The organism is Brevundimonas naejangsanensis, from assembly GCF_003627995.1.
Classification (GTDB): Bacteria; Pseudomonadota; Alphaproteobacteria; order Caulobacterales; family Caulobacteraceae; genus Brevundimonas; species Brevundimonas naejangsanensis_B.
In genome coordinates, this window is record NZ_CP032707.1 from 442,412 (window position 1) to 456,136 (window position 13,725).

Below are 13,725 nucleotides of genomic sequence, written 5' to 3' on the forward strand. Positions count from 1 at the left end.
GTCAGGCCCTAGCGGACGATGCAGTCGCGGCCCGCGGCCTTCAGCGCGTTGCAGAAGGCGACGGCGCGATCGCGACTCAGGCCGGTGAAGGTGGTGCGATAGACGGTCAAGCCGTTGGCGGCGGTGACTTCCTGCACGCGCTTCTCGGCGCCCGAGGCGTACTGGCCGAAGCGAGCGGCGACGGCGGCGTATTCGCGGTCAGCGACAGCGGTCGAGGAGAAGGCGCCGATCTGCACGCCCGACGAGCCGCCAGTCGCGGTCGGGGCCGGGGCCGGGGCCGGAGCAGGCGCGGGGGCCTTGGCCGCCGGAGCGGGCGCTGCAGGCGCCGAGGCGGGCGCGGCCGCGACACGGGCCGGGGCGGCGAGCGTCAGGGGAGCGGCCTCGATCGGCGCGGCCGGGGCGGTCGGCGCGGGGCGCGGCAGGACGTCTTCGGGGCCGGGGGTGAAGGTCGGCGCCGTATCAGCGGGCTCGCCTCCGTCGCGATAGACGCGGATGTCGGCCTCGGGGTCGACCGGCTGGGCGTCCAGCGGCGCCTCGACCTTCATGCTCTCGACCGGCGAGCCCACGGCGGGCGGGGCGTCGGTCGAGGAGCGCACGCCCGAGCGATAGAAGACCACCACGGCCACGATCAGCAGCAGCAGGACCACGGCGCTGATGATCAGGGTGATCGGCGGCGACTTGGCGGCCGGGGCCCGACGGGGGTCATAGCCGCCGCGCGTGAAGGGCAGGTCGTCGTCGGTCGGCGGCGTGTAGGCCCCGCGCTCGCGGCCCGCGTTGGGGTGGCCTCGGTGATCGTCGTCGTAGGACATGGGTCGCGCCTTGGTGGTCTCAATGGCCCGCGCGCGAATCGGCGCGCAGGGATGTTCAGTCTAACCCGCCCCCGGCGGCTTTCGAATCACAGATCGAGGGCGAGGTCGAGACTGAACAGCTTGCGGTGCACCTCGATGGCGTAGCGGTCCGTCATCCCGGCGATGTAGTCGCACACCGCCCGCGCCCGCGCGTCGCGGTCGTCGGTCAGGGCCGAGGCCTGCCATTCGGGCGGCATGACCTCGGGCTCGGCCATGAACAGCTGGAACAGCTGGGCCAGCACCCGGCGCGCCTGGCTGCGGGTGCGATTGACCCGATAGTGGCGATACATCCGCTCGAACAGGAAGCGGCGCAGCACGGCCAGCTCGGCCATCATGCCGGACGAGAACTGCACCAGGGTCTCGGGCGCGTTGCGGACGTCCTCGACCGTCTCGATCCGGTGCTTGGCCAGGCGGCGCTCGGTCTCGGCCAGGACGTCGTCGACCATGACGCCGATCATGCGGCGCACCGCCTCCAGCCGCAGCATCCGCTCGTCGATATCCGGCCAGTCGCCGCGCGCCTCGGCCAGGCAGCGCCCGATCAGGGGCACGTCCATCAGGTCGGCCAGGGTGAACAGTCCGGCCTGCACGCCGTCGTCCACGTCGTGGTTGTTGTAGGCGATGTCGTCGGCAATGGCCGCGCACTGCGCCTCCAGGGAGGCATAGGTGCCCAGGCGCAGGTCCCAGTCGGCCTCGCCGCCCGGCGCATAGGCGGCGACCGCCTTCCACGCCGGGTCCGTCAGCTGGTGCGCCACCGGGCCGTTGTGCTTGACCACCCCCTCGACCGTCTCCCAGCTCAGGTTCAGGCCAGGGAAGCCGGGATAACGGGTCTCCAGTTCGGTCACCACGCGGAAGCTCTGGACGTTGTGGTCGAAGCCGCCGAAGGCCTTCATCTGCTCGTGCAGTTCGTCCTCGCCCGCGTGGCTGAACGGCGGGTGGCCCAGGTCGTGGGCCAGGGCGACCGTCTCGGCCAGGTCGTCGTCGAGGCGCAAGGCATGAGCCAGGGAGCGGGCGATCTGCGCCACCTCCAGGCTGTGCGTCAGCCGGGTGCGGTAGTGGTCGCCCTCGTGCGCCACGAAGACCTGGGTCTTCTCCTTCAGGCGACGGAAGGCGGTGGCGTGGATGATGCGGTCGCGGTCGCGGGCGAAGGCGGTGCGGGTGCGGCTGGCGGGCTCGAAGACGCGGCGGCCCCGGCTGGCGGCGGGGTTTTCGGCGTAAGGGGCGCGGGTCTGGCTCAATTCGTCAGGCCTCGTGGGGAAGCGGCAGGACTTCGTGATGGCGACAGGCCTTTGCGAACGCCCGTCAGCCCCTCATATAGAGGGCCGTGAGCACCGTCCAATCCACAGAATCAGCCCGCGACCTGTCGCTGTCGGTCGCAACCCGGTCGCCCGAAGGCATCGTCCTGGCCGAAAGCGGCGCGCGACGCCTGGCCAAGCTGTCCGAAGCCGAGGGCAAGCCGGTTCTGCTGCGCGTCGCCGTCGACGGTGGCGGCTGCTCGGGCTTCCAGTATCGCTTCGAACTGGTCGACGGCCCCGAGGCCGACGACCTGATGGTGCGGCGCGACGGCCAGGCCGTGGTCGTCGACCCGGTCTCCGTGCCCTTCCTCAAGGATTCCGAGATCGCCTTCGTCGATGAGCTGGCGGGCGCCCAGTTCGTCATCCGCAACCCCAACGCGGCCTCGAGCTGCGGCTGCGGCGTCAGCTTCTCGATCTGAGACCGCGCCCCTGATGGGCGCGCCCTCCCATAAACCTCGTCATTCTCGGCCTTGTGCCGAGAATCCATAGACGCCGACTTCGAGGTTGATGCTCGCCCCGGCGACGCCTGTGTGTCTGGATCCCCGGGACAGCCCCGGGGATGACGAAGAGAGGTTAGTGAGCCGAGGGCCGCGCGCCCTCGACCGCCTTCTTCCGTCGACCCCGACGCGGCGCCTGGGCGAAGGCCTCGATCATCGCCGCGTTGAAGGCGGGCAGGTCGTCGGGGCTGCGGCTCGTGACCAGCCCCTCGTCGACCACCACTTCCCGATCCACCACCTCGGCGCCCGCGTTGCGCAAATCGGTGCGGATGGACTTGTAGGCCGTCAAGGTGCGCCCCTCGGCCACGCCCGCATCGATCAGAATCCACGGCGCGTGACAGATGGCGGCCACCGGCTTGCCCGCGTCGAAGAAGGCCCGCACGAACCGCAGGGCCCCCTCATGGATGCGCAGCCGGTCTGGGTTGGCGACGCCGCCGGGCAGGACCAGGCCGTCGTAGAGGGAGGCGTCCGTCGCCTTCAGCGTCTTGTCGACCGGGATCATCTCGTCCGGCGTCAGGTGGTCGAAGCCCTGGATCCAGCCCGGCTCGAGCGAGACCACCTCGACCGTCGCCCCTTCGGCCCTCAGCGCCTTGACCGGCTCCTGCAGCTCGATCTGCTCGACGCCGTCCGTGGCCAGGACGGCGATGGTCTTTCCGGCGAGAGTTTGAGTCATGGGGCGGCTCCTTGAACGCGATGCGGCGGTGCGCCCTAAACCGCTCGTCCCGGAAGAGGTTGCGGCCGCGCTTGGCGCGACGGCGAGGCGCGCCCATCTTCGCTCCATGCGCCGTTTCGTCCTCGCCCTGCTGCTGATCGCCGCGCCGATGACCGGCGCGGCCTCGGCCCAGACTTGGCCCGGCTGGCCTGCTCCGCCGCCGCGCGGATACGACCCGCAACAGGCCGCCGCCGAACAGCACCGCCAGGCGATCGAGCAGCTGCGCCTCGAGGCCGACCGGCGCGAGATCGAGGCGCGTCAGAACCGGCTCGAATCCGCCCTGACCGTCCAGCGGCTCCAAGCGGCGCGCGCGCCGTTGCCCGCCTCGCCCCCCGCCACGGCCTATGCGCCCGCGCCTGCCGTACTACCCGCCCCCGCCGATCAGACGGCGCGCGGGGTGGACGAGATCGACGCCTGGCTGGCGCGTCGGCCGCACTGACGCGCCTTTACGTTTGCATCCCTTCACCAGGCCCTGCGTTTTCGCCTAGCTTCAGACCAGACGGGACAGCGGAGAGCGACACATGCGTTGGCAGGGCGGACGGCGCGGCGGCGGAGTCGAGGATCGGCGAGGCATGGGCGGCGGCGCGGTCGCGGGCGGCGGCATCGGCGTGCTGGTGCTGGCGGCCATCGGCTATTTCGTCTTCGGCATCGACCCCAACACCACCCAGCAGGTCGCCAGCCAGCTCGGCGGCGTCGGCCAGGCCGAACAGCAGGGCCGGATGGGCACGCCCGAGGACCAGGCCGGCCAGTTCGTCGACGTGATCGGCACGAACATCAACGACGTGTGGAAGGCCAAGCTGAACGGCTACACGCCCCCGACCACGGTGATCTACGAGCAAGGCACCACGACCGGGTGCGGCTATGGCCAATCGGCCATGGGGCCCTTCTATTGCCCGACCGATCACAGGGTCTATCTGGACCTGGGCTTCTGGGGCGAGATGGAGAAGCTGGGCGGGTCCAGCGCCGACTTCGCCAAGGCCTATGTCCTGGCCCATGAGTACGGCCATCACGTCCAGACCCTGACCGGCGCCAGTCAGCAGGTGCAGCGCGCCCAGCAGCAGGCGGGCAGCAAGGCCGAGGGCAATCGCTATTCCGTGGCCCTGGAGCTGCAGGCCGACTGCTACGCCGGGGTCTGGGCGCGCAACGCCTCAGCGGCCTCGGGCGGCCAGGTGGCGCTGGAGCCCGGCGACCTGGAGGCGGGCATGAAGACGGCCCAGGCCATCGGCGACGACGCCCTGCAGCGACGCGGCGGCGGGCGGGTCTCGCCCGAAAGCTTCACCCACGGCTCCTCGGCCCAGCGGGTGGAATGGCTGCAGCGCGGCTATCAGACCGGCGACCCGGCCGCCTGCGACACCTTCGCCCAGCTGTGATCGGAGGCGGCGCGAGCCGCCTCCTCCTGCCTAGCCGGCGCTGCGTTCGGCCAGGGCCTCGGCCGCGATCAGGCGGCGACGCAGCGGGGCCGGGCGGCCGTAGGCGACCCAGCGCAGCAGCCACTCCATCGGCCCGAAGGCGAAGGCCTGCAGCCAGGCGAGGCTGAACAGGGCCTGTGCGACCCAGACCCCGACGGCCAGCCCCCACAGCCCCCACCAGTCCAGCCGCCCCCACAGGCCGAAGCCGTAGAACAGCAGGGCGGCGATCGCCGACTGCAGCAGATAGTTGGTCAGGGCCATCCGCCCCATCGCCCTCAGGCCGACGCCGACGACGCCCCAGGCGTTCAGCTTCCACAGGACCAGCACCAGGCCGACATGGCCCAAGGTCATGCTGCACCGGCCGATCTCATAGCTGGCCTGGGAGACCCAGGCGCCGGGCGCGAACTGGCTGCGCCACAACTCGATCGCCTGGACGCCGTTGACCAGCAGGCCCAGGCCGTAGCCGACCGCCGCCATCCCCACATAGAAGCCCAGCGACCGGCGCCCGGTCAGCACCCCCAGCTTGAACAGGGCCATGCCCGCCAGCATGAAGGCCGCCGACTCCAGCACCAGAGTGATGGTGTAGCTGGACGCCGCATAGTCCAGCCAGGTCCTGACGCTCCATTCCAACAGGCCGACCGGGCCGCCGGTGCGGATCGCCGCCTCCTCCTGAAGCGCCTGCGGGTCGGGGAGGCGGGCCGCCGCGGCCGTGCGAGGCGCCGTCGCCGCGGCCTGTTCGGCCGCCACCAGGCCATCCCCGGCCAGGCCCTGGGCCGCCACCGCCTGGCCGTGCCGCGCTGCGGCCGCCCGCTGATGGCCGACCACGGCGGTCTCGATGGTCAGCAGCAGGATCAGCAGGGCCGCGATCCGCAGTAGGGTGCGAGGCGCGGCGGTGCGGAAGACGAACAGCAGGAAGCCCGAAAGCCCATAGACATAGAGGATGTCGCCGGGGAACAGCAGGCAGGTGGCGTTGAACACCCCCAGCGCCAGCAGGGCCATGCAGCGCCGGAAATAGACGTCTGCCGACTGGATCGTGCCCTGGCTTTCCTCCCCGCGCAGGGTGATCAGCAGCATCCCCGCCCCGAACAGCAGGGTGAACAGGCCTCGCATCGCGCCCTGGAAGAACAGGTGCTGGACGACCCAGGCTGACCAGTCCGGGTTGGCCAGGGTCGCCGGCAGGCTGGGATGATAGCCTTCCCACGGCCCGCCCATGGGCATGATGTTGACCAGCAGAATGCCGCACAGGGCGAAGCCGCGCAGCAGGTCCAGGCTTTCCAGGCGCTGGCTGGCGGGGACCGGAGCGAGGCGGGCGGCGGTGGACATGGATGACGCGTTATCCCCCTTCCAGCGGCGGCAAAACCCAATTCGCGCGGCAGGGCGCGTCAGACGCTAGACAACCGTAACGCTCATCATCGGCGCAAGATGCAGCCGCCCTCCCCCCAGGTCCAGCGATACCTCGCGCCCCAGGAAGGCCCCCATGCCCAACAGAGCCTCGGGATAGTTGGGCAGAGGCGCGTCGACGAAGACCGGCGTGGCCACGTTACGCCACAGGTCGTCGCCGAAGGTGACGGTCCGCGCCCGGATCACCCGCGCCGACGTCACCCCGCCCAGGACGATGCTCGACCCCGGCGCCTCGGGCCGGCCGTCCAGCAGGCCCGCGCTCTCGGCCGCGCCCTGGCTGAGGGCGATCAGGGCCGAGGCGCCGGTGTCGACCACGGCGCGGACCACCACCCCCTCGACCGTGACCTCGGCGACCATGGCGGTGCCGGAGCGCCCCACGCCGATGGAGCGCAGGGCGGGCGACGGCGCGTGGCGCGCCGGGGCGACGAAGCGTGCGCGGCGGCGCTTCAAGTCCAGGTCCAGAACCGTCTGCATCAACAGGTCCTGCCCCAGGATCAGCGGCGTCCCCAGTCCCTCGGCCACGGCCAGCGGCCCCAGGTCGAGGATGCCCACCCGCAGGCCCGTCACCGCCATGCCCCCGACCTGCAACGCCAGGGTGACGCCGCGTCCCAGCTGCGGCCGCCCGCCGACGCCATAGGCGACCAGCGGCATGTCGAAGAAATCGTCCAGCCCCAGCTCGGCCACCAGGGCGCGGTCGATCACCGAATACTGCGCCCCGCTGTCGATCAGGGCGGCGACCTCGCGTCCGCCCAGCCGGACCCGCACCGTCGGCGTCAGCGCATCGCCCGCCACGAAGGGCCGCCAGCCGCTGCTCCCGTCCCCAGCGAAGGCCACCGAGGGGCGGCGCCAGATCAGATGATCCTTCAGCCACAGGCCCCCGGCGACAGCCGAGGTCAGGGCGGCGGCGCGGATCAGGAAGGAGCGGCGTCTCATTCCCTCTTCCATGAACTTCTGCGCGGCGATGCGCCAGCCTCCGTCGCGTCGCGGCCTGGCGAGACTCCGCGCCGCCCCGCGCCAGGCTATTGCGCAAAACGGCGAAATTGCCTTCGCAGGCGCAAAATAATCATGACGAAGCGCAGGCCAGCGGCTAGAAACGACCCGATATGCCAGCTTCTCCTGACCGATACCTCTCGACGCGCGGCGACGCCGCTTCGACCAGCTTCGCCGACGCCCTGCTGCGCGGCATCGCCCCGGACGGCGGCCTCTACATGCCCCAGGCCTGGCCCGCCCTGCCGGTCGACGCCACCCGCCCGGGCCGCGGCTACGCCGAGATCGCCAAGGCGGCGATGGCGCCCTTCATCGGCGACGCCCTGCCTGCGGGCGCGCTCGATCGCGCGCTGGAGCGGCTGGTCCAGGGCTTCGACCATCCGCTGGTGACGCCCCTGGTCGAACTGGAACCCGGCCTGTTCGTGCTGGAGCTGTTCCACGGCCCGACGGCGGCGTTCAAGGACCTGGCCATGCAGCTGGTCGCCGCCCTGTCGGACGAGGCCCTGGCCGCCACGGGCGAGACCCTGACCCTGCTGACCGCCACCAGCGGCGACACCGGCGCCGCCGCCGTGCGCGCCTTTGCGGGCGCCGAACGCATCAAGCTGATCGTGCTGCACCCGCTGGATCGCGTCTCGCCGGTGCAGCGCAAGCAGATGACGACGGTCGAGGCCGACAACGTGCTGAACCTGGCCGTGCGCGGCGACTTCGACGACTGCCAGCGTCTGGTGAAGGGGCTGCTGGCCGAGGAGTCCTTGCGCGAACAGGGCCGCCTGTCCTCGGTCAACTCGATCAACTGGGGCCGTCTGGCGGGCCAGATTCCCTACTATGTGTCGGCCACGGCCCAGCTGGGCCAGGCGGCAACCTTCGTAGTGCCGACCGGCAATTTCGGCGACGCCTTCGCCGGGATCGCCGCCCGCAAGATGGGCCTGCCCGCCGCCGGCTTCGTCGCCGCCGTCAATCAGAACGACGCCCTGGCCCGGGCGATCAACGACGGCGTCTATGCTCGCCGCCCGGCGGTCGAGAGCGGCAGCGTCTCCATGGACGTGCAGGCGCCGTCCAACTTCGAACGCCTGGTCTATGAAGCCTCGGGCCGCGACGCCGAGGCGACCCGCGCCGTGTTCGAGACCTTCGCTCGCGAGGGCTCCGTCACCCTGTCGTCCGAGCTGCTGGCCGCCCTGCGCGCCGAGGTCTCGGCCGTCTCGGTCGACGAGGCGACGACCAAGGCCGAGATCGCCCATGCCTACGCCGCCTGGGGCCGCGTCGTCTGTCCGCACACGGCCGTCGCCCTGGCCGCCGCGCGCCGCCTGGACCGCAACGGCGCGCCCATCGTCGCCCTGTCCACCGCCCACCCGTCCAAGTTCGGCGCCTTCGTCTCCGACGTGCTGGGCTTCGAGCCCGAGCCCGCCCCCGTCATCCGCGCCCTGGGCGACCGTCCCGAGCGGCTGACGGTGATCGAGAACACGCCCGAGGCGGCCCTGGCGGCGGTGAAGGGGTTCGCGGGGTAAGGCTCCCCGGCGGCGTCATCCCACCCGTCGCGGATGACGCGGGCGCCCCTCCTCGCATTCCAGCGCCGCCCGACCCCACCCGCCCAGGTCGGCGGCGGCCGCATAGGTGGTTTCAAGAAACACGCCCAGAGCCGCGTCGGGATCGGCCGCCGTCCTGACGGCCTCATAGGGCAGGATGAACTCCCCGAGCGCCGCATCCCAGCGAGCCTCGGCCGGCGCGACCGCCGCTGTGTCGAAGCCCGGCGGCGCGGGATAGGTGTCGGCGTAGAAGGCCGGCGCCTGACCGGGATCGCCGGGCCAGAAACCCGCGCTGGACACCTCATGGGAATAGGCCTCGCGCGTGACGGCGTCGGGCAGGTTCGGAAACCCGCCCGGATGCAGCGGCGCCCGCCGCCCCGAGAACCGGGTCACGGCCAGATCGAACCCGCCCCAGAACAGCTGGACGGGGCTGCATTTCCCCAGGAACCGGGTGCGGAACCGGTTGAAGACGCGATCGACCTGCACCAGGGCGCGCCAGTAGTCCCGCGCGACCTCCGGATCATAAAGGCGATGCCGCCGGTCCTCCGGAAAGGGCGTCGCCTCGGCCATCTCGTCCGGCGTCAGGTCGATGCGGCACGCGACGCCCAGCCCCGCCAGCGCCACCATGACCTGGGCGTAGAAGTCCGCCACGGCTCCGGGCTTGAGCGCGACGCGGCGCTCGCCGCCGTCGCTGACGCGGATGACGAGGGTTCCGGCGATGAAGTCGAACTCCATCTCGAAGTCCACCGCGCCGTGCGGAATGAGCCCGGTCGACAGCCCCCGCGCGGTCACCCCCAGCGTCACGTGCCAGCCGTGGTTGAGCCAGGGCGTCTGCGACAGCCGCACCTTGCCGACGATCTGCGCCCACAGCTGCAAGGTCTCCACCGTCGGCCAGAGCGCCGAGGGCTGCAGTTCGGGCCATGTCAGTGCGTTGTCGTCGGGCGCCATCGGAAGCCTCCTCGCCTGCCCCTCCCTCAAAACCCCGCGCGGCGAGATCGTTGCATCAGGGCTGGAAGCGGACCTAGTGAGGGACAGCTATGGGTGGATAGCGGACCTTGGCTTTGTCATGCTGATGCTCTCGCGTAACGGGAGCACTCACCATGGATCATAAGAGAGACTTAGCTGTTCCGTGGGTGCCACTTCCGGATATCCCTCAGTCGCCATGCGGGATCGAAGTGGACGCCGCGCCGGGATGGGTGACGGTTCGTGCTGTGTATTCGTTCTACGGCGGCGACCGCGATTTGATCATCGAGATGCGTTCGTTAGTCGCGAGCCTCTTTGATGAAGCTGCTTCGCCGCTCGTCGATTTCTCCCGGGGCTACCCGAAGCTCACCGATCCTCGTTGGCCGCGTCACTGGTGGCCACTCATGAAGGTTGAGAACTCTAGTTGGCTGGTTGAAAACCGTGCACGCCTGTTCGAAGATATTGCGTATGAACACATTCGAATAGTCTCGGACGATGGCACCTTCGATGCGATCGTTGAGCAAGCGCCGGACAATGTGCAGTGGGTTCCAGGCAAGGGCGCTTCGTTTTACACGCCTTCCTACCGATCAAAATGAGGCCTTGGCACAATCGACAATTCTGTTAGGGGGCGCATCGGTCGTCCGCCATAGCCCTAGAGCGAACAGTTCTGCGGCGGTCAGACAGCAGCACACTGAACGTCAGCGAGGGGGCGGAGCGGTCATCGATACCGAAGCCCGAAGCGGACATCGGCGGTTGGGCCCAAGAGCGGCTCCGCTGCAGTTCCGCTAAGGGTCGAAAGCAGTCTCTCGCCTCAATGCGAAAAGCCGCCCCTCATACCGCCTCCGCCGCCTTCCAGTAGTCCAGCCGCCGGAAGAAGGGCGCCGGGTCCTTGGGCGTGACCAGGTTGGCCGGGTCGTGGAACAGGCGGTCGTGCAGGCGCGTCAGGGTGAAGCGCACCGCCGCCGCCGCGCCGAGCTCCGGCAGGGCTTCGCGCTCGGCGTCCGACAGGGGCCGCACCGACTCATAGCCCTTCTGGAAGGCGCGAAGGGCCGACGGCAGGGGCCGTCCCTCGGCGTCGAAGCCCCAGGCGCTCAGCGCGATGGCCAGGTCGTAGGCCAGCACGTCGACGCAGGCGAAATAGAAGTCGATCACCCCGCCCACGTCCGTCGCCCCATGCTCGTTCGTCGCGAACAGGACGTTGTCGGGGAAATAGTCGGCGTGGATCGGCCCGCGCGGCAAGGTGGGGTCGCTCCACGGCCGGGCCAGGTCGGGCAGCAGGCGCTGCATCTGGTCCAGCATTCGCCGGTCCTCGCCCTTGGCGGCCATATCGCAGCGCGCGGCCAGCTCGGCCCAGGCGCGCGGCCCGACCGGGTTGTCGCGCACGCCCTCATAGTCGGCGGCGTCCAGGTGCAGCAGGGCCAGGACCTGGCCCGCGCGATACTGGTCCTTGTCCGTCGGTTGACGCTTCCAGGCGCCGGGCGTCCATTCCACGAGGGCGGCGGCGCGGCCGTTCAGGCGGCCGATCACCTGGCCTTCCCGGTCCGCGACCGGCGCGGGCGTGGGGAAGCCTTGCGCCGCCAGACGCCCCGTGAGGCCCAGGCAGAACGGCAGAGCCGAGGGGTCCGTCCGCCCCTCGAACAGGGTCAGGACATAGGCGCCCCGATCCGTCACCAGGCGATAGTTGGTGTTCTCGACCCCCTCGGCGATCGGGGTCAGTTCGACCAGGCCGCCGAGAGGGTAGCGCATGAGATAGTCGGCGGCCTGCTGCGGCGTGACGGGCGTGAAGACGGCCATGACTAGACAAGCTCCGCGGCGGCGCGTCGGGCGCGCATGACGTCGGCCACGTCGGCCAGGACGCTCTCGGTCGTGGCCCAGCGCCCGGCGCCGCGCCCCTTGCACGTCCACACCCGGCCGTCCTGACCATAGACCTTCAAGGCGTTGCGCTCTCCGTTCAGGGAGAGGAAGAGCGCGTCTTCCAGTTCGCCGTCAAGGCGCACCGAGGCGTCCAGCCCGCCGTCGCGGTCGAAGCAGGCGCCGATCTGGCGCACCGGCGCCTCGCCCAGGGGCGTCTCGGCGGCCAGGACGTCGCGCGGCAGGTCGTCGGGCGAGCGGCCGAAGGCCTCGAAGGACAGCAGCTTGACCTTGGCGGCGGCGTCGAAGCCTTCCAGGTCCGAGGACGGGTCCTCCTCGGCGAAGCCCGCGGCGCGGGCGTCGGCCAGGGCGTCGCCGAAGGTCGCCCCGGCGCCCAGGCGCTCGAGCATGAAGTTGACCGTGCCGTTCAGCACCGCCTCGAAACCGGCCACCGGACCGGCGGCGCGGGCGGCGCGCAGCGTCTCGATCATCGGCGAGCCGCCGCCGACCGAGGCCGACCAGGCGACGCGGCAACCGTTGGCGTCAGCCAGGGCCTGAAGCCCCTTGGGATCGCGGGCCACGGCCTGCTTGTTGGCGCTGACCACGTCGCAGCCGGCCTCGAGCGCGCGGCGGATCAGGGCGTGGCCCGCCTCGCCCTCGGACAGGGCCTCCAGCAGCAGGTCCGGCTTCTTGGCCAGCACGGCGTCGACGTCGTTGGTGAACAGGTCGGCCGGGGCGGCGACGTCACGTTTCTTCTTAGGATCGCGCACCAGGACGGCGACCACCTCGAAGCGGCTATCGGGCAGCAGGCGGCTGAGCAGGCCCCCGCCCACCACGCCGCAGCCGGCCACGGCCACCTTCAGCGGCGCCGGGACCTGGACCGGGCCGGGAGGGGCGCCGCGCTCGCCCACCACCGTGCCCTCGGCGCGGCCCAGGGCGGCCACCTCGATCTCGACGCCGCGCGCCTGGGCCAGGTCGATGGCGTCGTGCTGGACCAGGGCGCCGCCGACCTGGCGGGCCGTGTCCCAGCAGGCGCGGCGATAGCGTTGCGGCGTGCCCGCGCTGGAGGCCGGGTCGCGGTCGTAGAGGCCGTCCACGTCCTTGACCAGGCGCACCCGCTTCAAGCCCAGCTCGGCGGCCAGGACCACCGCCGTCAGGTCCGACCCGCCCCGGCCCAGCAGGGCCACGCGGCCGTTGCCGCGCACCGCGCCGAAGCCCGGCACCACGACAACCTCATGCTCGGCCAGGGCCTGATGCAGGCGCTCGCCCTTCAGCCCGACCGGGCGGGCGTGCTGGCTCGGGCCTTCCGCCACGATGCCCAGTTCGCGCACCGACAGGCCGACGGCGTCCAGCCCCACCCGGTCGCAGGCGACGGCGACCAGGGCGGCGGCCTTCTCCTCGCCCAGGACGACATAGGCGGGCAGCAGTTCGTTCTCGTGATCCAGGCCCAGGCCGCGGGCCTCGGCCAGCAGTTGGTCCGTCTGGCCGGCCAGGGCCGAGACCACCGCCACCACCTTACGCCCGGCGCGGACGTGGCCGTAGATCTCGCTGGCGACGGCGGGCGCCTGGGCGGCGTCGCGCAGGACCGAGGAGCCGAACTTCAGCACCACGACATCGGCGGCGGGGGCGGCCGCAACGGGTTTCGACTGATCGGCGACGAGGGCGAGAGAGGCGGACATGGAGCAGTTCCTGAAGGCTGGGTGTCGGGGAGAGGAAGGTTGGGTTCGGGCCAAGAAAAAACCCCGCCCGGGGGTCCGGGCGGGGTGATCGGTTCTTGCGTGTCTCGCCTAGACGGCGCGCATCATCCGGTCCCCGCCCGCAAGGGCATGGTGGTGGTACCGGTGGTGGTAATCATGGACGCGAAGAGACCCGTCGCCGAGGCGGCGAGCGCGGTCATCTGCATGCTGGCGAGGCGGTGAAGCACAGGCGGCGTCCGGTTGAAAAATCGTGCCCCAAGGGTGGGACACGGCGCCGCGCTGCGTCAACCCCCGTCAGAAAGAATTTTTCACAGCAACGCTTTGCATGGCCGTTTTCGCCGACATTTGGCGGTCACCTCAGCGAAACGGGGTGAAATTTTTCGCTTGACCGGCGCTCTTCGCAACCGCACCGTAAGCTCACTCATCAAGACCGGCTGAGGGATTAGGCCCTTTGACGCCGGGGCAACCATCGGGTTCCGCCCGAAACGGTGCCAACTCCTGCGGGGCCCTTTCGGGCCGCGAGAGATGAGTGGAGCGTCGACGAG

Annotated in this window: 13 protein-coding genes and 1 riboswitch; of the genes, 5 read left to right on the forward strand and 8 right to left on the reverse strand. The window is 70.8% G+C overall.

From position 1 onward, the window contains the following. Positions 1-8: 8 nt before the first annotated feature. Positions 9-809: an SPOR domain-containing protein gene (locus D8I30_RS02040; protein ID WP_121481257.1), complete on the reverse strand. Its 801-nt coding sequence runs from the start codon at positions 807-809 to the stop codon at positions 9-11. Between the two features lie 86 nt (positions 810-895). Continuing rightward, entirely contained in the window at positions 896-2,083 is a 1,188-nt protein-coding gene (locus D8I30_RS02045; protein WP_121481258.1) for a deoxyguanosinetriphosphate triphosphohydrolase, read from the reverse strand. Between the two features lie 128 nt (positions 2,084-2,211). Between D8I30_RS02045 and erpA the strand changes: the two genes are divergently transcribed. Continuing rightward, a complete protein-coding gene (gene erpA / locus D8I30_RS02050) occupies positions 2,212-2,559 on the forward strand; it encodes an iron-sulfur cluster insertion protein ErpA (RefSeq protein ID WP_162938911.1) in 348 nt (115 codons plus the stop codon). A 154-nt stretch (positions 2,560-2,713) separates the two neighbouring features. Here erpA and D8I30_RS02055 read toward each other — a convergent pair whose 3' ends face one another. After that, a complete protein-coding gene (locus D8I30_RS02055; protein ID WP_121481260.1) occupies positions 2,714-3,310 on the reverse strand; it encodes a type 1 glutamine amidotransferase domain-containing protein in 597 nt (198 codons plus the stop codon). 106 nt (positions 3,311-3,416) lie between these two features. Here D8I30_RS02055 and D8I30_RS02060 point away from each other — a divergent pair, with 106 nt between their 5' ends. Both D8I30_RS02060 and ypfJ read left to right on the forward strand, forming a co-directional pair. Continuing rightward, positions 3,417-3,788: a hypothetical protein gene (locus D8I30_RS02060; protein WP_121481261.1), complete on the forward strand. Its 372-nt coding sequence runs from the start codon at positions 3,417-3,419 to the stop codon at positions 3,786-3,788. An 82-nt stretch (positions 3,789-3,870) separates the two neighbouring features. Then, positions 3,871-4,719, forward strand: coding sequence for a KPN_02809 family neutral zinc metallopeptidase (ypfJ, locus tag D8I30_RS02065; RefSeq protein WP_121481262.1), 849 nt, complete (start codon positions 3,871-3,873; stop codon positions 4,717-4,719). Between the two features lie 30 nt (positions 4,720-4,749). Here the strand turns inward: ypfJ and D8I30_RS02070 are convergent, their stop codons facing one another. Continuing rightward, a complete protein-coding gene (locus D8I30_RS02070; protein WP_121481263.1) occupies positions 4,750-6,081 on the reverse strand; it encodes a DUF418 domain-containing protein in 1,332 nt (443 codons plus the stop codon). A gap of 66 nt (positions 6,082-6,147) precedes the next feature. Further along, positions 6,148-7,092 carry a pepsin/retropepsin-like aspartic protease family protein gene (locus tag D8I30_RS02075; RefSeq protein ID WP_121481264.1) on the reverse strand — a complete coding sequence of 315 codons (945 nt, stop codon included), beginning with the start codon at positions 7,090-7,092 and terminating at the stop codon, positions 6,148-6,150. Between the two features lie 170 nt (positions 7,093-7,262). Here D8I30_RS02075 and thrC point away from each other — a divergent pair, with 170 nt between their 5' ends. Next, positions 7,263-8,651 carry a threonine synthase gene (gene thrC, locus D8I30_RS02080; RefSeq protein WP_121481265.1) on the forward strand — a complete coding sequence of 463 codons (1,389 nt, stop codon included), beginning with the start codon at positions 7,263-7,265 and terminating at the stop codon, positions 8,649-8,651. Positions 8,652-8,666: 15 nt separating this feature from the next. Here the strand turns inward: thrC and D8I30_RS02085 are convergent, their stop codons facing one another. Then, positions 8,667-9,617: a DUF5996 family protein gene (locus D8I30_RS02085; protein WP_121481266.1), complete on the reverse strand. Its 951-nt coding sequence runs from the start codon at positions 9,615-9,617 to the stop codon at positions 8,667-8,669. Between the two features lie 152 nt (positions 9,618-9,769). On the opposite strand from D8I30_RS02085, the gene D8I30_RS14295 reads away from it, so the two are divergent. Beyond that, positions 9,770-10,228: a hypothetical protein gene (locus D8I30_RS14295; protein ID WP_162938779.1), complete on the forward strand. Its 459-nt coding sequence runs from the start codon at positions 9,770-9,772 to the stop codon at positions 10,226-10,228. A 235-nt stretch (positions 10,229-10,463) separates the two neighbouring features. Here D8I30_RS14295 and D8I30_RS02090 read toward each other — a convergent pair whose 3' ends face one another. Together D8I30_RS02090 and D8I30_RS02095 are read right to left on the reverse strand one after the other, a co-directional pair. Continuing rightward, the gene (locus D8I30_RS02090) at positions 10,464-11,426 is read right to left on the reverse strand and encodes a homoserine kinase (protein WP_121481267.1); all 963 of its coding nucleotides are present in this window, start codon (positions 11,424-11,426) and stop codon (positions 10,464-10,466) included. A 2-nt stretch (positions 11,427-11,428) separates the two neighbouring features. Beyond that, positions 11,429-13,162: a homoserine dehydrogenase gene (locus tag D8I30_RS02095; protein WP_121481268.1), complete on the reverse strand. Its 1,734-nt coding sequence runs from the start codon at positions 13,160-13,162 to the stop codon at positions 11,429-11,431. Positions 13,163-13,598: 436 nt separating this feature from the next. Beyond that, positions 13,599-13,712, forward strand: a riboswitch (SAM riboswitch). The last annotated feature ends 13 nt before the right edge of the window (positions 13,713-13,725 follow it).

What these genes read in the sequence shown, in the direction of transcription:
- D8I30_RS02040 (WP_121481257.1), bottom strand. Translation starts at nt 809, where the DNA reads ATGTCCTACGACGACGATCACCGAGGCCACCCCAACGCGGGCCGCGAG.
- D8I30_RS02055 (WP_121481260.1), bottom strand. Translation starts at nt 3,310, where the DNA reads ATGACTCAAACTCTCGCCGGAAAGACCATCGCCGTCCTGGCCACGGAC.
- D8I30_RS02060 (WP_121481261.1), top strand. Translation starts at nt 3,417, where the DNA reads ATGCGCCGTTTCGTCCTCGCCCTGCTGCTGATCGCCGCGCCGATGACC.
- ypfJ (WP_121481262.1), top strand. Translation starts at nt 3,871, where the DNA reads ATGCGTTGGCAGGGCGGACGGCGCGGCGGCGGAGTCGAGGATCGGCGA.
- D8I30_RS02070 (WP_121481263.1), bottom strand. Translation starts at nt 6,081, where the DNA reads ATGTCCACCGCCGCCCGCCTCGCTCCGGTCCCCGCCAGCCAGCGCCTG.
- D8I30_RS02075 (WP_121481264.1), bottom strand. Translation starts at nt 7,092, where the DNA reads ATGAGACGCCGCTCCTTCCTGATCCGCGCCGCCGCCCTGACCTCGGCT.
- thrC (WP_121481265.1), top strand. Translation starts at nt 7,263, where the DNA reads ATGCCAGCTTCTCCTGACCGATACCTCTCGACGCGCGGCGACGCCGCT.
- D8I30_RS02085 (WP_121481266.1), bottom strand. Translation starts at nt 9,617, where the DNA reads ATGGCGCCCGACGACAACGCACTGACATGGCCCGAACTGCAGCCCTCG.
- D8I30_RS14295 (WP_162938779.1), top strand. Translation starts at nt 9,770, where the DNA reads ATGGATCATAAGAGAGACTTAGCTGTTCCGTGGGTGCCACTTCCGGAT.
- D8I30_RS02090 (WP_121481267.1), bottom strand. Translation starts at nt 11,426, where the DNA reads ATGGCCGTCTTCACGCCCGTCACGCCGCAGCAGGCCGCCGACTATCTC.
- D8I30_RS02095 (WP_121481268.1), bottom strand. Translation starts at nt 13,162, where the DNA reads ATGTCCGCCTCTCTCGCCCTCGTCGCCGATCAGTCGAAACCCGTTGCG.